Annotated in this window: 14 protein-coding genes; 6 read left to right on the top strand and 8 right to left on the bottom strand. The window is 47.9% G+C overall.

Annotation, left to right across the window (positions count from 1 at the left end; genetic code table 11):
* Positions 1–37 precede the first annotated feature (37 nt).
* Entirely contained in the window at positions 38–1,393 is a 1,356-nt protein-coding gene (locus tag DYD54_RS07595; protein ID WP_063514406.1) for an esterase-like activity of phytase family protein, read from the bottom strand.
* 144 nt (positions 1,394–1,537) lie between these two features.
* Between DYD54_RS07595 and hutC the strand changes: the two genes are divergently transcribed.
* Positions 1,538–2,278 (top strand): histidine utilization transcriptional repressor HutC, encoded by a 741-nt coding sequence (gene hutC, locus DYD54_RS07590; protein WP_063514405.1) that lies wholly within the window; start codon positions 1,538–1,540, stop codon positions 2,276–2,278.
* Positions 2,279–2,332: 54 nt separating this feature from the next.
* Here the strand turns inward: hutC and DYD54_RS07585 are convergent, their stop codons facing one another.
* From DYD54_RS07585 to DYD54_RS07565, 5 genes are all read right to left on the bottom strand, one after another.
* Complete coding sequence (locus tag DYD54_RS07585; protein WP_063514404.1) at positions 2,333–4,312, bottom strand: TRAP transporter permease; 1,980 nt, start codon at positions 4,310–4,312, stop codon at positions 2,333–2,335.
* 74 nt (positions 4,313–4,386) lie between these two features.
* On the bottom strand, positions 4,387–4,902 hold the full coding sequence (locus tag DYD54_RS07580) for a DUF1850 domain-containing protein (RefSeq protein WP_167541394.1): 516 nt from the start codon (positions 4,900–4,902) through the stop codon (positions 4,387–4,389).
* A gap of 13 nt (positions 4,903–4,915) precedes the next feature.
* Positions 4,916–5,920, bottom strand: a complete 1,005-nt coding sequence (locus DYD54_RS07575; protein ID WP_370446596.1) for a TAXI family TRAP transporter solute-binding subunit — start codon at positions 5,918–5,920, stop codon at positions 4,916–4,918.
* Positions 5,921–6,157: 237 nt separating this feature from the next.
* A complete protein-coding gene (locus tag DYD54_RS07570) occupies positions 6,158–6,514 on the bottom strand; it encodes a cell division protein ZapA (protein ID WP_063514402.1) in 357 nt (118 codons plus the stop codon).
* Positions 6,515–6,541: 27 nt separating this feature from the next.
* Positions 6,542–6,901: a hypothetical protein gene (locus tag DYD54_RS07565; RefSeq protein WP_046696946.1), complete on the bottom strand. Its 360-nt coding sequence runs from the start codon at positions 6,899–6,901 to the stop codon at positions 6,542–6,544.
* Between the two features lie 188 nt (positions 6,902–7,089).
* On the opposite strand from DYD54_RS07565, the gene DYD54_RS07560 reads away from it, so the two are divergent.
* Both DYD54_RS07560 and ribF read left to right on the top strand, forming a co-directional pair.
* Positions 7,090–7,725 (top strand): UPF0149 family protein, encoded by a 636-nt coding sequence (locus DYD54_RS07560; protein ID WP_063514401.1) that lies wholly within the window; start codon positions 7,090–7,092, stop codon positions 7,723–7,725.
* 68 nt (positions 7,726–7,793) lie between these two features.
* Positions 7,794–8,762: a bifunctional riboflavin kinase/FAD synthetase gene (ribF, locus tag DYD54_RS07555; RefSeq protein WP_063514400.1), complete on the top strand. Its 969-nt coding sequence runs from the start codon at positions 7,794–7,796 to the stop codon at positions 8,760–8,762.
* Between the two features lie 70 nt (positions 8,763–8,832).
* Here ribF and DYD54_RS07550 read toward each other — a convergent pair whose 3' ends face one another.
* A complete protein-coding gene (locus DYD54_RS07550; protein WP_063514399.1) occupies positions 8,833–9,081 on the bottom strand; it encodes a DUF2789 family protein in 249 nt (82 codons plus the stop codon).
* 137 nt (positions 9,082–9,218) lie between these two features.
* Entirely contained in the window at positions 9,219–10,685 is a 1,467-nt protein-coding gene (miaB, locus tag DYD54_RS07545; protein WP_063514398.1) for a tRNA (N6-isopentenyl adenosine(37)-C2)-methylthiotransferase MiaB, read from the bottom strand.
* A 259-nt stretch (positions 10,686–10,944) separates the two neighbouring features.
* Here miaB and DYD54_RS07540 point away from each other — a divergent pair, with 259 nt between their 5' ends.
* The 3 genes from DYD54_RS07540 to DYD54_RS07530 all read left to right on the top strand — a co-directional run bounded on the left by DYD54_RS07540 (position 10,945) and on the right by DYD54_RS07530 (position 15,832).
* The gene (locus tag DYD54_RS07540; RefSeq protein WP_063514397.1) at positions 10,945–12,969 is read left to right on the top strand and encodes a lytic transglycosylase domain-containing protein; all 2,025 of its coding nucleotides are present in this window, start codon (positions 10,945–10,947) and stop codon (positions 12,967–12,969) included.
* A 135-nt stretch (positions 12,970–13,104) separates the two neighbouring features.
* Positions 13,105–14,652, top strand: coding sequence for a phospholipase D family protein (locus DYD54_RS07535; protein WP_063514396.1), 1,548 nt, complete (start codon positions 13,105–13,107; stop codon positions 14,650–14,652).
* A gap of 190 nt (positions 14,653–14,842) precedes the next feature.
* Positions 14,843–15,832, top strand: a complete 990-nt coding sequence (locus DYD54_RS07530) for a malate dehydrogenase (protein WP_063514395.1) — start codon at positions 14,843–14,845, stop codon at positions 15,830–15,832.
* The last annotated feature ends 6 nt before the right edge of the window (positions 15,833–15,838 follow it).

The following is a 15,838-nucleotide window of genomic DNA, read 5'->3' as shown; positions in this document are numbered from 1 at the left end:
AAATTAAAAACCACTCATTTTTGAGTGGTTTTTGTTGTTATTTTCCTAGTTTTAGAAGCTCTGGTACGTGCAGCAGTATGAGCTCGTTGTCATCAGCGACGTTGGGCGATCGACTGCTTGAGAAGGGTAGGTTGTTGTCATTGCCAACGACGATATGCTCGCCATCGACGATGTCCACATTCTCGATGGTGAAGAATGGAAATTGGAAGCGACCTTGGCTGTGTGGTGTCTTGGCGATGCTGTTGGGGTCTTTGATGTCTAATAAATCAACATAGCCTAATTTTTGGACGAAATTACCTGCATTAGCATCGTTGAATTTGATCAGATACACTCGCTTGAATTTGGGTAATTTGTCAAAGCAAGTCGTCTTGTCCGCGCCATCTTTGCAGGCGTATTCAATGACGCCTTCACCATCGTCACGCTCGATGACTAAGGCGCGCTCATCGTCAATCATGTTAAAATCACCAATGGCATGAGCGGCATCTTCTAGTGGGTAATACCACACCTTATCCGTCCACGACTGTTTCTGTGTGTCGAATTGTAGGATGTTCAGATATGGCGTTCCGTCTTTGCTTTGGTATTCTTGACTTGCTGAGTCCCATAGCACGCCTTCGAGCATTGGGTATAGATATTTGCCATCGCTTGCCATGCCTTCATAGCCTTTGGAGCGCTTGACATTAAAGCTAACGGTGTCCTTAGGGGTGTTAGGCGTACGAACACTGTGATGATCTGGCGAGATTAATGGCGTGTCGCCAAGCTTACTTTCAAACACTCCAAGCACTTTGCCTGTTAGGTCCGCTTTAATCAGATAAGGGCCGAATTCATCACCAATCCATAAGGTATCGCCGATAATCTGAAAACTCTCTGGGTCAAAGTCAGCACCCGTCAAATAGCGACTCTGAGTGGCCTCGTTAGTGATGTGAAACGGGACTTTTTTGTCGAGGTCATGCAAGAAGATGGTTTGTTTTTTGTGGAATTGACCATCATTAAAATCAATGTCGTATTGTGACAAATGCAGCATAAAATCAGGCGAATTGGCTTTTGAGCCAGCACCATTATCCGTTAAAATCCAAAAAGTCCCATCTGGCATACGCTGAATGCCTGAATGACCTTGGATGGGCTGATCATCAAAAGGAAGGGCGATGCCTGTCGGACGACCGGCGGATTTACCCATGATTGAGCCAAGCGCTTCGGTGCGTTTAGCGGTGGTGTGTTTGCCGCTGTATCTGAGCGAATTGGGTGCATCTTTTGGTGCTTGTACGAAAGTTTGCGCAGGTTGTATGGCATGACCCGCCAAGATGGCTGGGACTTTGACGGTGGTGTCGGCATGAGCGAACGCGCTGCCAAGTAGCATTAAAGGAAGTAAACTGCGAGCAAATTTAGATCGATTCATAAAAAACCCATAATAAAAAGAAAGTGACAAGATTATAAAAAGACAATGTGACCAAAGTATGACCTAAGTTCTCAAACTTGCGCTAAATTCATTGAATAACCCAAAGGCTTTTAGTATGATGTATATTTTAAGCAGTAGATAATCATGACCGCCAAAACACCCGCTTATCTTCGTATCAAACAGGACATTCTGACCAGAATCCACGCAGGGGAGTGGGTTGTCGGTTCAGCCATCCCAACAGAGATGGTGCTGACGAAGGAGTTCGGTGTGGCGCGCATGACGGTGAATCGCGCCTTAAAGGAGCTGACTGATGAGCGAGTGCTTGAGCGTCGCCAAGGTTCAGGGACTTTCGTCGCGCAGCAAAAATTCAACCGAGCCTATGTCAATATCCGCAACATCGCTCATGACATTGAGCAGCAGGGCAAACGTTATACCGCCAAAGTCCTTTCTAAATCCATCATCTGCCATGCTGACATAGAATCCCACCTAAGATCGGCATTATTAAATGAATTTGCACTTATGTCCGATGGCTTGGATGGCGATCAGCCGGCAATCTTCGAGGTAAAGATTCTACACTTCGCGGATGATACGCCTGTGCAGTATGAGGAGCGCTGGGTGAATGCTGAGCTTTTGCCTGAGTTCATTGAGCAGGATTTTAGTCAGGTGAACACGAGTGAATTTCTGATTGCTAATTTGCCGCTGGAATATGGCAGCTATACCATCAGTGCTGTCAATGCTGATGATCAGGTAGCGGCTGCTCTACAGATCCAGCCACATGATGCGGTGCTGTTACTAGGTCGTAAGACGCACTCGCGTGGGCAGGTCGCTACGGTTGCGCAGCTGTGGCACGCAGGCGATCAGCATCAGTTTAGTGGGATGTTGTGATGACACTAAACAAAAAGCCAAACTATTTAGTTTGGCTTTTTGTTTTTATGCTGGTTAAGCGATTGCGCGTTTTGACATTTTGATATTCAGGCCGATCATCAGCACAACCACGACGACACCAATGAGGTCAGTCATGGTCTCAGGAATGATTAGGCAGAATGCACCTGCAGCTAGTACGATGCGCTGCCATGATGGCATATTGGTCTTAAAATAGCCTTCAATAGCGGCTGATAACGCCAATACACCAACGATCGAGGTCGCGACCACAGTGGCAATGACGTGCCATGCAGGCATCGCAAATTCTTTGGCGGTAACTGCTGCATCTGCCACATCGATCATCATCATGTTGGGGTTATACACGAACATGAATGGCACGATGAAGCCTGCTAGCGCAAGTTTCAATGACTGCCAACCTGTCTTCATCGGGTCGCCACCCGAGATGCCCGCACCTGCAAAGGCTGCCAGAGCGACAGGCGGAGTGATGTTAGCAAAGATGCCAAAGTAGAACACAAACATGTGAGCTACCAACACAGGCACCTCAAAGCTTGCCAAAGCTGGCGCCGCCATCGTTGCAGTGATGATATAGGCAGGAATTGACGGTAGACCCATGCCAAGCACCATTGAGGCAAGCATGGTCAATAGCAATGTCAAAAATAGCGAACCTGCGCCCAGAGTTACGATCGATGATGTCATCACCGTGCCAAAGCTGGTTAGGTTAACCACACCAATAACGATGCCGACCACCGCACAGGCCGCCATGACAGACAGCGACTGTTTCGCGCCATCTACGAGTGCCGCCACGATGTCGGAGAACCCCATGCGCGTCTCAGGGCGAAGCCAGCTGATGACAACCGTTGCGCCGATCGTGTAGGCAGCAGCATAGCCAACAGGCACATTGTTCGCCAGTAAATACACCAAAAAGGCGATAGGCAGCAGCATGTGACCGCGAGCTTTTAGCACTTCTTTGGCGCGTGGTAAGTCAGCTTTTGGGATGCCGCGCAGGTTGTTTTTACCTGCTCGAAAATGCACCTGAGCGATGACACCTAGATAATAAAGCAGTGCAGGCAATACTGCCGCCAAGGCGATGGTGCTGTATTTGACACCTGTGGTCTCTGCCATGATGAAGGCAGCCGCGCCCATGATTGGCGGTAGGATTTGCCCGCCGACAGAGGCGCTGGCCTCAACCGCGCCAGCAAAGTCCTTGCTGTAGCCCACGCGCTTCATCAGCGGAATGGTGAATGCACCTGTACCGACAACGTTAGCAACCGCAGCGCCATTGATTGAGCCCATGAAGCCACTTGAGATGACTGCAACTTTTGCAGGACCGCCTTGCTTATGACCTGCCAAAGCAAGTGCCAAGTCATTAAATAGCTGCCCCATGCCAGAACGTGCTAAGAAAGCACCGAATAAGATAAACAGAAAAATAAAAGTCACGGAGGCGCCGATGGCGGTCGAGTACAGACCTTCGGTTTTTAGGTATAATTGCCCAAAAATATCACCCAGATCATAAGGTCTGGTCAGCAGTCGATCGGGCATAAAGTCCATGTGACTGACAAATGGATATGCTAAGAATATCAGTGCAAATGCCGGCAGAATCCAGCCGGTGATGCGTCTTGCGCTCTCTAACACGACAAGCACCGTGATGGCTGAGAATATAATGTCAAGCTGATTCGGTATGCCACCGCGCACGGTGACGATGTCTTGATATTGCCAAATCAAATAACCTGCCGTTGAAAATGATGCGATGAGCCACGCCCAATCGATGAGTACGACTTTATTGCGCACTGATTTTTTGGTGGCAGGATAGATAAGAAAAATCAGACCCACCCCCACAGCAACGTGAACAGAGCGCTGAATCAGCTCAGGCAGGGGGTTAAAGGTGATGTAAAGGTGAAAAATAGAATAAGCAATGGCGATGGCGGCGATGATGTAATTGGTGGTCTTGCTAAGACCATTACGCGTGACCGATTCGCGATCGTATTTTTCTAGAATCTCTTGTGCATTCGCCTTAGGCGATGGCGTGTTGTTACTCATAGATAAAATCCAGTGACTGTCTTATAATGCCTAAACTTGGCGTGATGAATGCTGCCCATTAATCCAGTATCTAATTAACCATTTGCACCATTCGTCATGGCTTTGCATCGCGGCAGAGTGATGTATTGCCAAGCGGTGAGCCTCTCAGGGCGAATGTTCACCACGCTGCGATCCTCTACCATCTGATGAATTGGCATGATGGCGGAGTGTGCCTCTACAGCATCGCCCATGACAATCTCGCCTTGCATGTTGTGCGATACAAGCCAATTAAGTTCATCCATAGGTAAGTTGACGAGCTGTCCTAGATAGCCATCAGGTGCGCGTGTCGGTTCACCAAGATTGGGCGTACCTGCACCAAAGGTCTGTAGATAGGTTTTGGTTAAAATAAGATCAGGATAATGTAGTTGATATACTTCTTGCCAATACTGTTTTTCGACCGAGTGTCGCCATTTTAGACCAAAGGTATCAGGCAGTTGGCAATGAATGGGCTGTGCATGAATCACAATGGTTGGCTTGATTGGCAGTGTTATGCCAATCGCCATTAAAGCAGCTGCCATCACGACAGCTGCTTTAATGTAATGAGTTGCCATGATCGAGTAATGGTTATTTAGCGACTTCATCATAGTAGCGTTTAGCACCTGGGTGTAGCGGTGCAACAAGACCGTTTTGGGCGTTCTCAATGCTGATGTCGTTAGCAGCTTGGTGAGCGCTTTTTAGTGTTTCAAGGTTTTCAAAGAATGATTTGGTTAGCTTGTACACGTCGTCATTGCTCATGTCAGAGCGCACCACCAGAGCGTTCAAGATGGCTGCGGTCGGTACGTCAGCTTCGTTGCCATAAGTGCCTGCTGGGATGTCCATCGGGATAAAGAAAGTCTTGGTTTGAGCGATTTGTGCCAGTTTGTCGGCAGGAACGCTAACGATCTGTAAATCGAAGCCTTGTTCTAGCTCCATGAGTGATGAGTTTGGCAGACCACTGGTTAGGAATGCTGCATCCAGCTTGCCTGATTTTAGGCTGTCGGCAGCTTCTGCATAGCCCAGATAATCGACTTTGATGTCTTTATAAGTGATGCCAAAGCCTTCAAGTAGGGCGCGAGTTGCTACTTCAGCGCCAGAGCCTTGAGCGCCAACTGCCACACGCTTGCCTTTTAGGTCTTCGATGGATGTGATGCCTGATGCACCCGATGCTACGATTTGTACGTAGTTAGGGTATAGGCTGGCCACTTGAGACACGCTGTCGATCTTGGTGGTGAAGCTATTTTGACCATTAACGGCATCGCTTAGCGTATCGCTCATGACGAATGCCATCTCTAGTTTCTTTTGAGCCAGTAGGTTTAGGTTCTCAACTGAAGCGCCTGTGGTCTGGGTTTTGGCATTCACGCCAAAGGCTTTGGCATATTGTTCGGTCATCGCTGTACCAATGATGTTATAAGGACCAGATGCACCGCCTGTACCAACGGTTACGAATTTGGTTTCTAGCTTATCAGCAGCTGTGGCCGCAGCAGCATCACCTGCTTTCGTTTCGGCTTTATCGCCGCCACATGCAGTTAGCAGCGCAGCAGATAGACCAAGCGTCATTGATAATGCCAAAGTTTTTAATGTCATTGCCATGGTGATTTCCTTTAAAAATCTCTAAAAATAAAGCCGTCGTCAAATGCGTCTCGGCACAGCATAAGATGCGCATAGGGCGCAAATTAAAGTCTCAATTTAACTAAATTGAAATAATTTGTCAATACATCTTACGCATATGATTTTATTGATAATCAAAAAAATCGCCAAATCTCAACAAGATTCGTTCAAGTGATGAATCTTGTCGGAGCTTGGCGACTGCTTGGGTGTGTTAAGAGATTATCTTAAAATCGACTGCGCGTCTTTATTGATCTTATCGATCAGGGCGGTCGCTTGATTATTCTCGTGTCTGCGGTTATGAGCGTCTTGAGTTAAGGTTTGTACTTGGTCGTATAGATCTAGACAGACGAGCACTAGAAGCTCTTCGTTATTAGGGGCTTTGCCTTTGATCTCACGGCGGATGTCGCGAATTTTTTCGTTCAACTTCTCAGCGGCTGCTTCAAGAGACTTTACTTCATTGGCAGGGCAGATGATGCGATGCGGCGTGCCTGCGATGCTGATGTGAACAGGCTTAAATTCAGGTTGGTCTTTTACGATTAGCTCGCTTGGGTTCGTGTCTTGGATTTGGTCTGTCATGGCGATGTCCTTTTATTTGCTGTTATTTTAGTGTTGGTTGTCGATGCGAGTTAGCCATTCTTGGATTATTTCGGCGCGCGAGATGGCAAGTGCATTTTTGTCTTTAAGTTCTTGGTTGTGCGTGTTAAGAGATTGATTTTGTTCAACCAATTCTTCAATCTGAGCCTGTAGGGCGTTGCGAGACTGCTCAAGAGAATTGGCGCGATCTGTCTGTGAGTGTAGCTCTTGGGTGGTTTTCTCAAGGCGAAGCTGTAAATCGCTGATGATGGCAGGGCTGGTGTCATTGGCAAGCTTATGCTTTAGGTTGGCAAGCTCGGTTGCGGTGACGTTGTACTGCTTTTTCATCTCTAAAATGGTTTGTTCAAGTGCTTGAAGTTGGCTGATCATGGTGTGTCCTTGTAAGTCATCGGAGCAATTTAAAAATATTTCTCCCATATTATCACGCCAGTGCGCACAGCTGTCAAATTTTTCTTTTAATTGAGCGAATTTGCGTGAAATATGTTCAAAATCATCGCCCAGCCCTTGTGTTTTTTGAAAATGATGGCATAAATAGGGTTATTTTATCGGAGATGACTATGAGTGATTTTTTGTCAGGTTGGGATGATTGGTCGACAGCGTTTGCTGATTGGTCTGATGTGTCGATCAGTGAGCTGCACGGCATCATGACGGGTGTCATGACAGCATGCCATGCGACCGATGAAGAGGGCTGGACTCGACTGCTAGAAGAACTTAGCTTTGCAGTGCCAAATCAAAAGGCATTGGAGCTATTAACTGAGTATGGCGAGGATGTCAGCTTCGCCCTTAAAGACAAAGATGATGCCTATGCTTATGAGCCGCTGGTGCCAGATGATGAGCATGACCTGTATGAGCGCGTGCTTGCCCTAAAAGATTGGGCGGGTGGCTATATTACAGGCATCGGTGTGACGGGTGTTAGCCTGACCGCCGAAGAGCGCGAAGTGATCAAAGATCTGTCGCAGATCGCCTCCATTCGCCTAGATGACGAAGAAGAGATCGAGGTGGGCGAGGAGATGTGGCTGCACCTGTTCGAGTTCGCGCGTATGGTGCCCGTCAGTTTATCCACCAAAAAACGCATTGATGTCATGAGCCTGCCCATCATAAAGGGGCTTGATGTTAATGCAAAAACCGCCCAAGAAGTTGCCGCAAAGAAGGATGGGGCGCTGTTCGTCGATGCAATGGCGAAAAAACAATAAGCCAAAGACCGTTATCAGCATGACAAAATGTGCTAAAATAGCCATTTTGTCAGCGTATCGCTCATTTTATGAAAGTCATTGATCTAAATATCGCCAATCCTGCTAACCTGCCACCCTTGGCGCTTACCATCGGCAACTACGATGGCGTGCATCGAGGACATCAGGCGATGCTTGGCGCGCTTATCAAAGACGCACAACAAAAGGGTCTGGCATCTGCGGTGATGGTGTTCGAGCCGCAGCCTCGAGAGTTTTTTTGCCCTGATGATCCACCACCGCGCTTAACCAGCCTGCCTGAGAAAGCAGAAATCATGACAGGCTTAGGTGTTGATTATCTGATCGTGGCGCGATTTGATGATGAGTTACGTCAGCTGTCAGCAGATGCCTTTGCTGAGCTTTTGCGCAAGCTGAACGCCCAGCATCTGGTGCTTGGCGATGATTTTCGCTTTGGTCATGATCGCACGGGTGATACGGATTTTTTGATTCGGGCAGGGTTTAGCATTGATCATCTATCAACGGTATTGAACGATGATGTTCGTATCAGCTCGACAGCGGTCAGAGAGGCATTGTCCGAGCAGAATCTCGCGCTGGCTAAGACATTGCTTGGGCGAGATTATGCGATCACAGGCGAGGTAGTTCATGGTGATAAAATTGGTCGAACGCTTGATTTTGCCACCGCGAATGTTAGTTTGAATCGCCTTAAGCCTGCCGTCAATGGCATCTATGGTGCGGATGTTTTTGCTTATAAAGAAGGCAAAGTAATTGATTTGTCCGCGCTTGGCGGTGGTGTATTAGGCATGCAAGCGGGTAGTCTATTCGGTACGGTCAATGTCGGCACACGCCCAAGTGTCAATGGCTCAGATTATCGTCTTGAGGTGCACTTGCCTGATTTTAATGCTGATCTGTATGGCATGACCTTAAAAGTGGTGTTCTTAACCTATCTGCATGGCGAAAAAAAGTACGCCAATCTTGATGAGCTAAAAGCAGGCATCGCTAAAGATGTTGCGGATTTATTGGCTTGGCGCGCCCAGATTGTCTGATTAATCTATCATGCCAAAATAAAAGCACCTCTATTGGGTGCTTTTATTGCGCTTCATATTGTACTTTGCATTAGTTTTGCATGTTGTCCGAGTGCAGGCGTGAATTTAGCTCATCAATTGGACCTGTCCAAACCGCATCAAGCTTATACTCTTCTTTTAAGAAAGCGCGCTGCTGCTCTGTCCAAAATGGTGCTTCCGCCAGTTTTACTTCTTCAGGTAGCTGATTGGCCTTGATGAAGGCATCCACTGCTTCGTCAGAGCATTCTAGTCCTAATTGTTTGAATAGTTCGTTGATGTTGTATTCGATGTCACCTAGCATGATTTTCTCCTTGTTGGCTGTGTGATTTCGACAGGCTTTTTGCTTATCGATAGATTGATTGTAACACAGTTAAAAAATTTTATAAGGCTAAAATCTTGCTAGAATGTACGGCTTTTGTAGGCGAGATTTTGGACAGATTAATCCAAAATCTCAACCAATTCACCTTCCACTAGATGCATGCTGATGGCGCGTGTCACGTGAATATTGACAAATTTGCCCAGCAGCTCATCACTGCCTTTGAAGATCACAGAGCGGGTGTTGTCTGCCGTGCCATGAAGGTAGCCTTCGCGGCGGTTGGCGTGCTCTTCGACCAATACGCGTACAGTCTGACCGACCATGGCGCGCGTCTTGGCAAAGGTGGAGTCTTTGATGACTTCTTGGAAGGCGGCCAGTCGTGCTTTTTTGGTGTCTAGGCTGACATCATCAGGCAGATCTGATGCAGGCGTGCCAGGACGCTTTGAGTAGATAAAGCTATAAGAATGATCAAAATCCAAATCTTTGGCAAGCTGCAGCGTGTCATTAAAATCTGCATCCGTCTCACCTGGAAAGCCGATAATAAAGTCGGAGGATAGGTGTAGGTCGGGACGGATCGCTTTTAATTTGCTGATTTGATTGATGTAAACATCGATGGTGTGGTTGCGCTTCATCGCTGCCAGCACGTTGTTTGAGCCACTTTGAACGGGCAAATGCAAGTGTGAGACGAGCTTTGGCAGTGTCTTATAGGCATCGATGATATCATCGGTGAATTCAAGCGGGTGGCTGGTGGTGTAGCGAATGCGCTCAATGCCATCAATGTGCGAGACGTAGTGCAACAGCTCGCTGAAGCGGCAGATGCTGCCGTCGTCTTTCTCGCCGCGGTAGCCGTTCACGTTTTGACCCAGAAGGTTGATTTCGCGGACGCCTTGTTCGGCAAGGCTGTCAATCTCGGCAAGTACGTCATCTAACGGGCGAGACAGCTCTTCGCCACGCGTATAAGGAACGACGCAGAATGAGCAGTATTTTGAGCAGCCTTCCATGATGGAGACGAATGCCTTATAGCCTTCGACACGTGGTTCTGGCAGGAAGTCGAATTTTTCGATGCTTGGGAACGACACATCCACGACACCGATGCGATTGCGTGGCACTTCATCGACTTGTTTGGTGGATTTATTATAAAGTTCTGGCAAGCGGTGTAGGGTCTGCGGACCAAATACCATGTCCACAAAAGGCGCGCGCTTTTGGATGTTGTCGCCTTCTTGGGATGCCACGCAGCCGCCCACGCCGATGATGAGGTCGGGATTTTTAAGTTTTAGTTTGCGCCAGCGACCCAGTTCGGAGAAGACTTTTTCTTGGGCTTTTTCGCGAATGGAGCAAGTGTTCATGATGAGCACATCTGCTTCATTGATGTCGTTGGTAACTAGCATGCCATGACTGTCGCCAAGCACATCACCCATTTTTTTGGAGTCGTATTCGTTCATCTGGCAGCCTTGCGTGACGATGTAGACTTTTTTTGGTGCATCGCTTGGCTTGATGTCGCCAGAATTTGCCATGACTGGCAACTCTTGGTGTTCTATGGTTTGGGTGGGTTTTTGATGTGCTTTGGGATTGAAGGTAGCAACGGTCATGGTTTTCTCCAAGGGATTGCTGACAAAAGGAATTTCAAAAAACTCATCATTATAACATGGGTTGGTGCATTGAGCGAATTTTTTGTCAGAAAACGCCCAAGATTTAGCTAAAGGCAGGGGTAATTTACAACTTTTATACAAGGGTGTTAGATGAATTTGTTAGGCTATGTTGCATTTGTCTGTTTTGCGATGTTCAAGGTGTTGAGTTTGGCGAGATGGATTAATTTTTAAGACTTAAAGCAGATTAAAGAAGGGTGTGATGCCAAAATTTAGCAAAAATGGTCAAAAACTGGGGTTGTTGTCGGCGCTGTGCGGAGCGATCTTAATGCAGGTGGCGTGTGCACAGGGCGATGCTGGTGATGGAAGTATTTATCAGTTTATCGATGCTGAACGCCAAAAATCAAGCCCCAACGCGATGCGCCAATACGAGCAAAGCATGCAAGGATCACTGTTTGCTGCCTACCCTGAATACTGGCGACTCAACTATAACCTATCTGCTCAAGATCCGCAGACGGTGAATAACTTTGTCACCAAGCACCCCGGTCAGGTGATGAGTGAAAAACTGGTCGCTGACTATGCCGAGGTCAAGGCGCGTGAAAGTGACTATGCGTCAGTGCGCGCGGTCGCAGCCAATGTGGTGAATGCTGATGCGTCGGAGGCTTGTGCGATTGCATTGGGCTTTAACCAAAGCAGTGAGTCTTATCGCGCATTAGAACAAAAACCTAACGTCTGGCTAAACACCCGCATTAAGCAATCACTGTGCGATAAGCTTGCCCATGAGATGGCAGCGAACCCACGCATCACGCGCACTGACCAGCATGAGCAGCTGATCCGAATGATGCGCATCGATCGCAGACAGCTGTCGAGTCGTCAAGCGCCATTGGATAAAGTGAGCGAGATTCTAGATTTGTCATCACGATTGGGTCTGCCGATCTCTTTTGAGACGTTGCGCGGAGTTGCCAATAATCCAAACGGTTTCTTTGGGCAATTTAGCAGTCAAGGCTACAGCGATGTGAATCAGTATCTGTACATCTATGCCATCAGTCAGCTGGCGCATCGCTCATACAATGAAGCGATCATGCAGCTAAACTATGACATCAGCCAAGACAACAACCGCTCAACCAAGCTGCTCTCTGACATGGCGCGCCGTTATGCTTACCGTAGTATCGCTGTCAAGCGCATGAACATGAATACTGATGACGGCTTTAGCATGGATGCGGTGACTTGGTTTAGAAACAGCATGGGCGAGCCATTCAACCTAGAAGAAGCTGAAGACTATGCGCAGGCGGCGATTTATTTTGGACAATGGCAGGACGTGGTGTCAGCCATCACTCAGATGAGTGCCATCCACCAAGGTGAACGCATTTGGCAATACTGGCTGGCGCGCGGCTATGAACAAACCGGCAAACAAAACGACGCCCGTAAAATCTACCAAAGCCTAGCCACAGGCGTGGATTATTATGGACTGCTGGCAAAAGATAGATTGGGTCAGCAGCTAAGCCTATCTGAGATTGGCGGTAATGCACTGCCGAACATCAGCGCCCAAGACAGCGCACGCGTGATGAGGGATCCACACTTTGCGCGCGCATTCGTCATGATGAGCAATAATGTCAGCCCTGAGCATTCAGGGCGTGAGTGGAACTGGGCGGTCAAAAAAGCCCGCGATGCCAACGATAACACGCTGGCATTGGCTGCTGCCAAGCGCGCGCATGATCTAGGACTGTATCATCGTAGCATCTACGCCATCGATAACATGCCAAACCTAAGAGCTGCCGCGCTGTCTCACCCGATGCCTTATCAGAATAGCGTCATGTCATACAGTCGCAATGTCGGCATAGACCCTGCGTGGGCATACGGCATCATGCGCCAAGAAAGTCGATTCCAGCCCAGCGCACGCTCTGGCGCTGCCGCGTCAGGCTTGATGCAAATCATCCCAGGTACCGCAAACCAAATCGCGCGTGGGCTTGGCGAGCGCACAGGTGACATGGGCAATCCTGATACGAACATTCGTTATGGCACTTGGTTCTTAAGTGATTTGGCGGGCAAATCAGGCTATCAAATTGCCGTGGCCACCGCAGGCTATAACGCAGGACCGGGCGCGGCGCGCAGATGGCTGCCTACCCACGGTCCGATTGGCGCTGATCAATATGTCGAGGCCATTCCTTATAGTGAGACGCGTGATTACGTCAAGCACGTCATGGAAAATGCAACGATTTATAGTGCGCTACTTGGCAACCCAACACCCATCAGTCAGCGCATGGGTACGGTATCGCCCAGATACTAAGCGAATCAGCATCGATAGTAAAACACCGTTTATCATAAGCAGTGTTTTTATTTATCCACCTGGGTCATTATTTTATGTGGTTTTTATTGGATGAATGTTTTATGATGGGTGTGTTTTAAGATATTGCCAGGGTTTATGAAAATTATAAAATACATGGTGGCAGCGGTTGTATTGCTATTGGCATTGCTGGTCATGGCTGCCATACTAAGCTATCGACCGCTTCCACAGAATGATGCACGCACGCCATCCATGACGCTGCCCATGGATGAATCAAGCTTGCTTGTCCATCACATCATGCAAGAGACAAGTCAGCATCCTGATAAGACGGGTGTTTATCCTTTTGCTAATGGTCTTGATTCTTTTGTGGCGCGATTGTCCTTGGTGGAGACGGCAAAGTATTCGCTTGATATTCGTTACTATATCTGGAAGAATGATATCTCGGGCGCGCTGCTCGCTCAGCGGATATTCGCGGCAGCCGATCGTGGGGTGCGCGTTCGAATACTGCTTGATGATAATAGCATGGCGGGCATGGATGGTGTGCTCAAGGCACTGGATAATCATCCTAATATCGAGGTGAGGTTATTTAACCCGTTTATGCATCGTCGTTTCCGCTGGATTGGATTTTTGAATGATTTTGATCGGCTTAATCAGCGCATGCATAACAAATCATTCACCGCTGATAGCGCAATCTCGATCGTGGGTGGGCGCAATGTCGGCGATGAATATTTTGGTGCAGGCGATGGCATGATGTTCGCTGATATGGATGTGGCGGTGGTTGGTAAGGTGATGCCAGCGCTGAATGAGGATTTTGATCGTTATTGGGCGAGTGAGCGTGCTTATCCTGCCAATGCGATCATTCCAGATGACACCAAGCCCGCCGCCATCAGCGCCGAGCCGATCAATACACAAGCTACCAAGCAGTACATCGATGAGCTTAGACAGTCGGATTATGCCAGCAAACTGATTTATCATACGGTTGAATTTTATTGGACGGATGCTAGATTGATCAGTGATAATCCCATGCGTGTGGATGAGGACTGGGAGGATACTGTTACGTCTCAGATTGCGCCTTATTTTCAAAAGGCTAATAGCACCTTGACTATTGTTTCGCCTTATTTTGTACCGACTGATGGCGGCGTGGTGCTGTTTAATAACATCGCCAGAGATACCGATGTTAAGATTCTTACCAATTCGCTCGCTGCCAACGATGTCGCTGCCGTGCATAGTGGCTACGCCAAATACCGAAAGCCGTTATTAAATGGCAACGTCGGTCTGTACGAACTTAAAACCGAAGCCGCGCCACTCATCCAAAAGAAAAACCAAGGCTTGGGTGGTAGCTATAGAGGTGGCAGTGGTTCGAGTCTTCATGCTAAGACTTTTATTGTCGATGAGCGTTATCTATTCGTCGGCTCGTACAATCTCGATCCGCGTTCTGCGATACACAACACTGAGATGGGGATTATTTTTGATGTGCCAGAGATGGCAGCCATCGCGGAGCGTCAGATTCGTGCGCGCTTGCCCGACATGGCATATCAGCTAAAGCTTGAGCAGGATAAGCTTGCTTGGCATAGCCAAGACGATGATGGTACTCACACTGTTTATTACCAAGATCCTGATACCAAGTGGCACAAGCGCTTTGCCGTGTGGTTCATGTCGTGGCTGCCGATTGAGTCGCTGCTTTGATTGATGTAATAATCTTATAGTCAATGATGAGCGACATTAAGAACAGCACCTAAATAAGCGCGTTAATTTTATGGCAAAAAACTTTGTCAATGCCATAAAAAAGTGCTACACTAAGATGATTTTGTGATTTTTGAAATGGTTTTGAAGTTGCAAAATTACCAAAATTCTACTTCTGTATAAGGATAATATCATGAGCAAACAACCTGTCCGTGTCGCGGTAACTGGTGCCGCTGGTCAAATCGGTTATAGCCTACTGTTCCGTATTGCTTCAGGCGAGATGCTTGGCAAAGATCAACCTGTCATTCTACAACTACTAGAAATCCCGAACGAAAAAGCACAACAAGCTCTAAAAGGCGTTATCATGGAGCTAGATGACTGCGCATTTCCACTACTTCAAGACGTGATTGGTACTGACGATCCAAACGTGGCATTCAAAGATGCAGACTATGCCCTATTGGTAGGTGCGCGTCCTCGTGGTCCTGGCATGGAGCGTGCTGACCTACTTCAAGAAAACGCAAAAATCTTCACCGTTCAAGGTAAAGCACTAAACGACGTAGCTAGCCGTGACGTTAAAGTATTGGTGGTAGGTAACCCTGCAAACACCAACGCATACATCGCCATGAAGTCAGCGCCAGATCTACCTGCTAAGAACTTCACCGCAATGCTTCGCCTAGACCACAACCGTGCGCTAACTCAAGTAGCTAAGAAAACTGGCACTGCAGTTAAAGACATCAAAAACCTAACTGTATGGGGTAATCACAGCCCAACCATGTACGCAGACTATCGTTTTGCGACAGTGAATGGCGAATCTGTAAAAGACATGATCAACGACCAAGAGTGGAATGCTAACACTTTCCTACCTACCGTTGGTAAGCGTGGCGCAGCGATCATCGAAGCGCGCGGCCTGTCATCAGCAGCGTCAGCAGCGAACGCAGCCATCGACCACATGCGTGACTGGGCTCTAGGCTCAAACGGTGAGTGGGTAACCATGGGTATCCCATCTGACGGTTCATACGGTATCCCAGAAGGCGTAATGTTCGGCTTCCCTGTAACGACCGAAAATGGCGAATACAAAATCGTTCAAGGTCTTGAAATCGACGAATTCAGCCAAGAGCGTATCAACATCACGCTTAACGAGCTAGAAGAAGAGCGTTCAGCGATTGATCACCTATTTAACTAATCCTTG

Source organism: Moraxella ovis, from assembly GCF_900453105.1.
GTDB lineage: Bacteria > Pseudomonadota > Gammaproteobacteria > Pseudomonadales > Moraxellaceae > Moraxella > Moraxella ovis.
The sequence above is the reverse complement of the archived record's forward strand: the minus strand, read 5'-3'. Positions and strand labels throughout refer to the sequence as shown.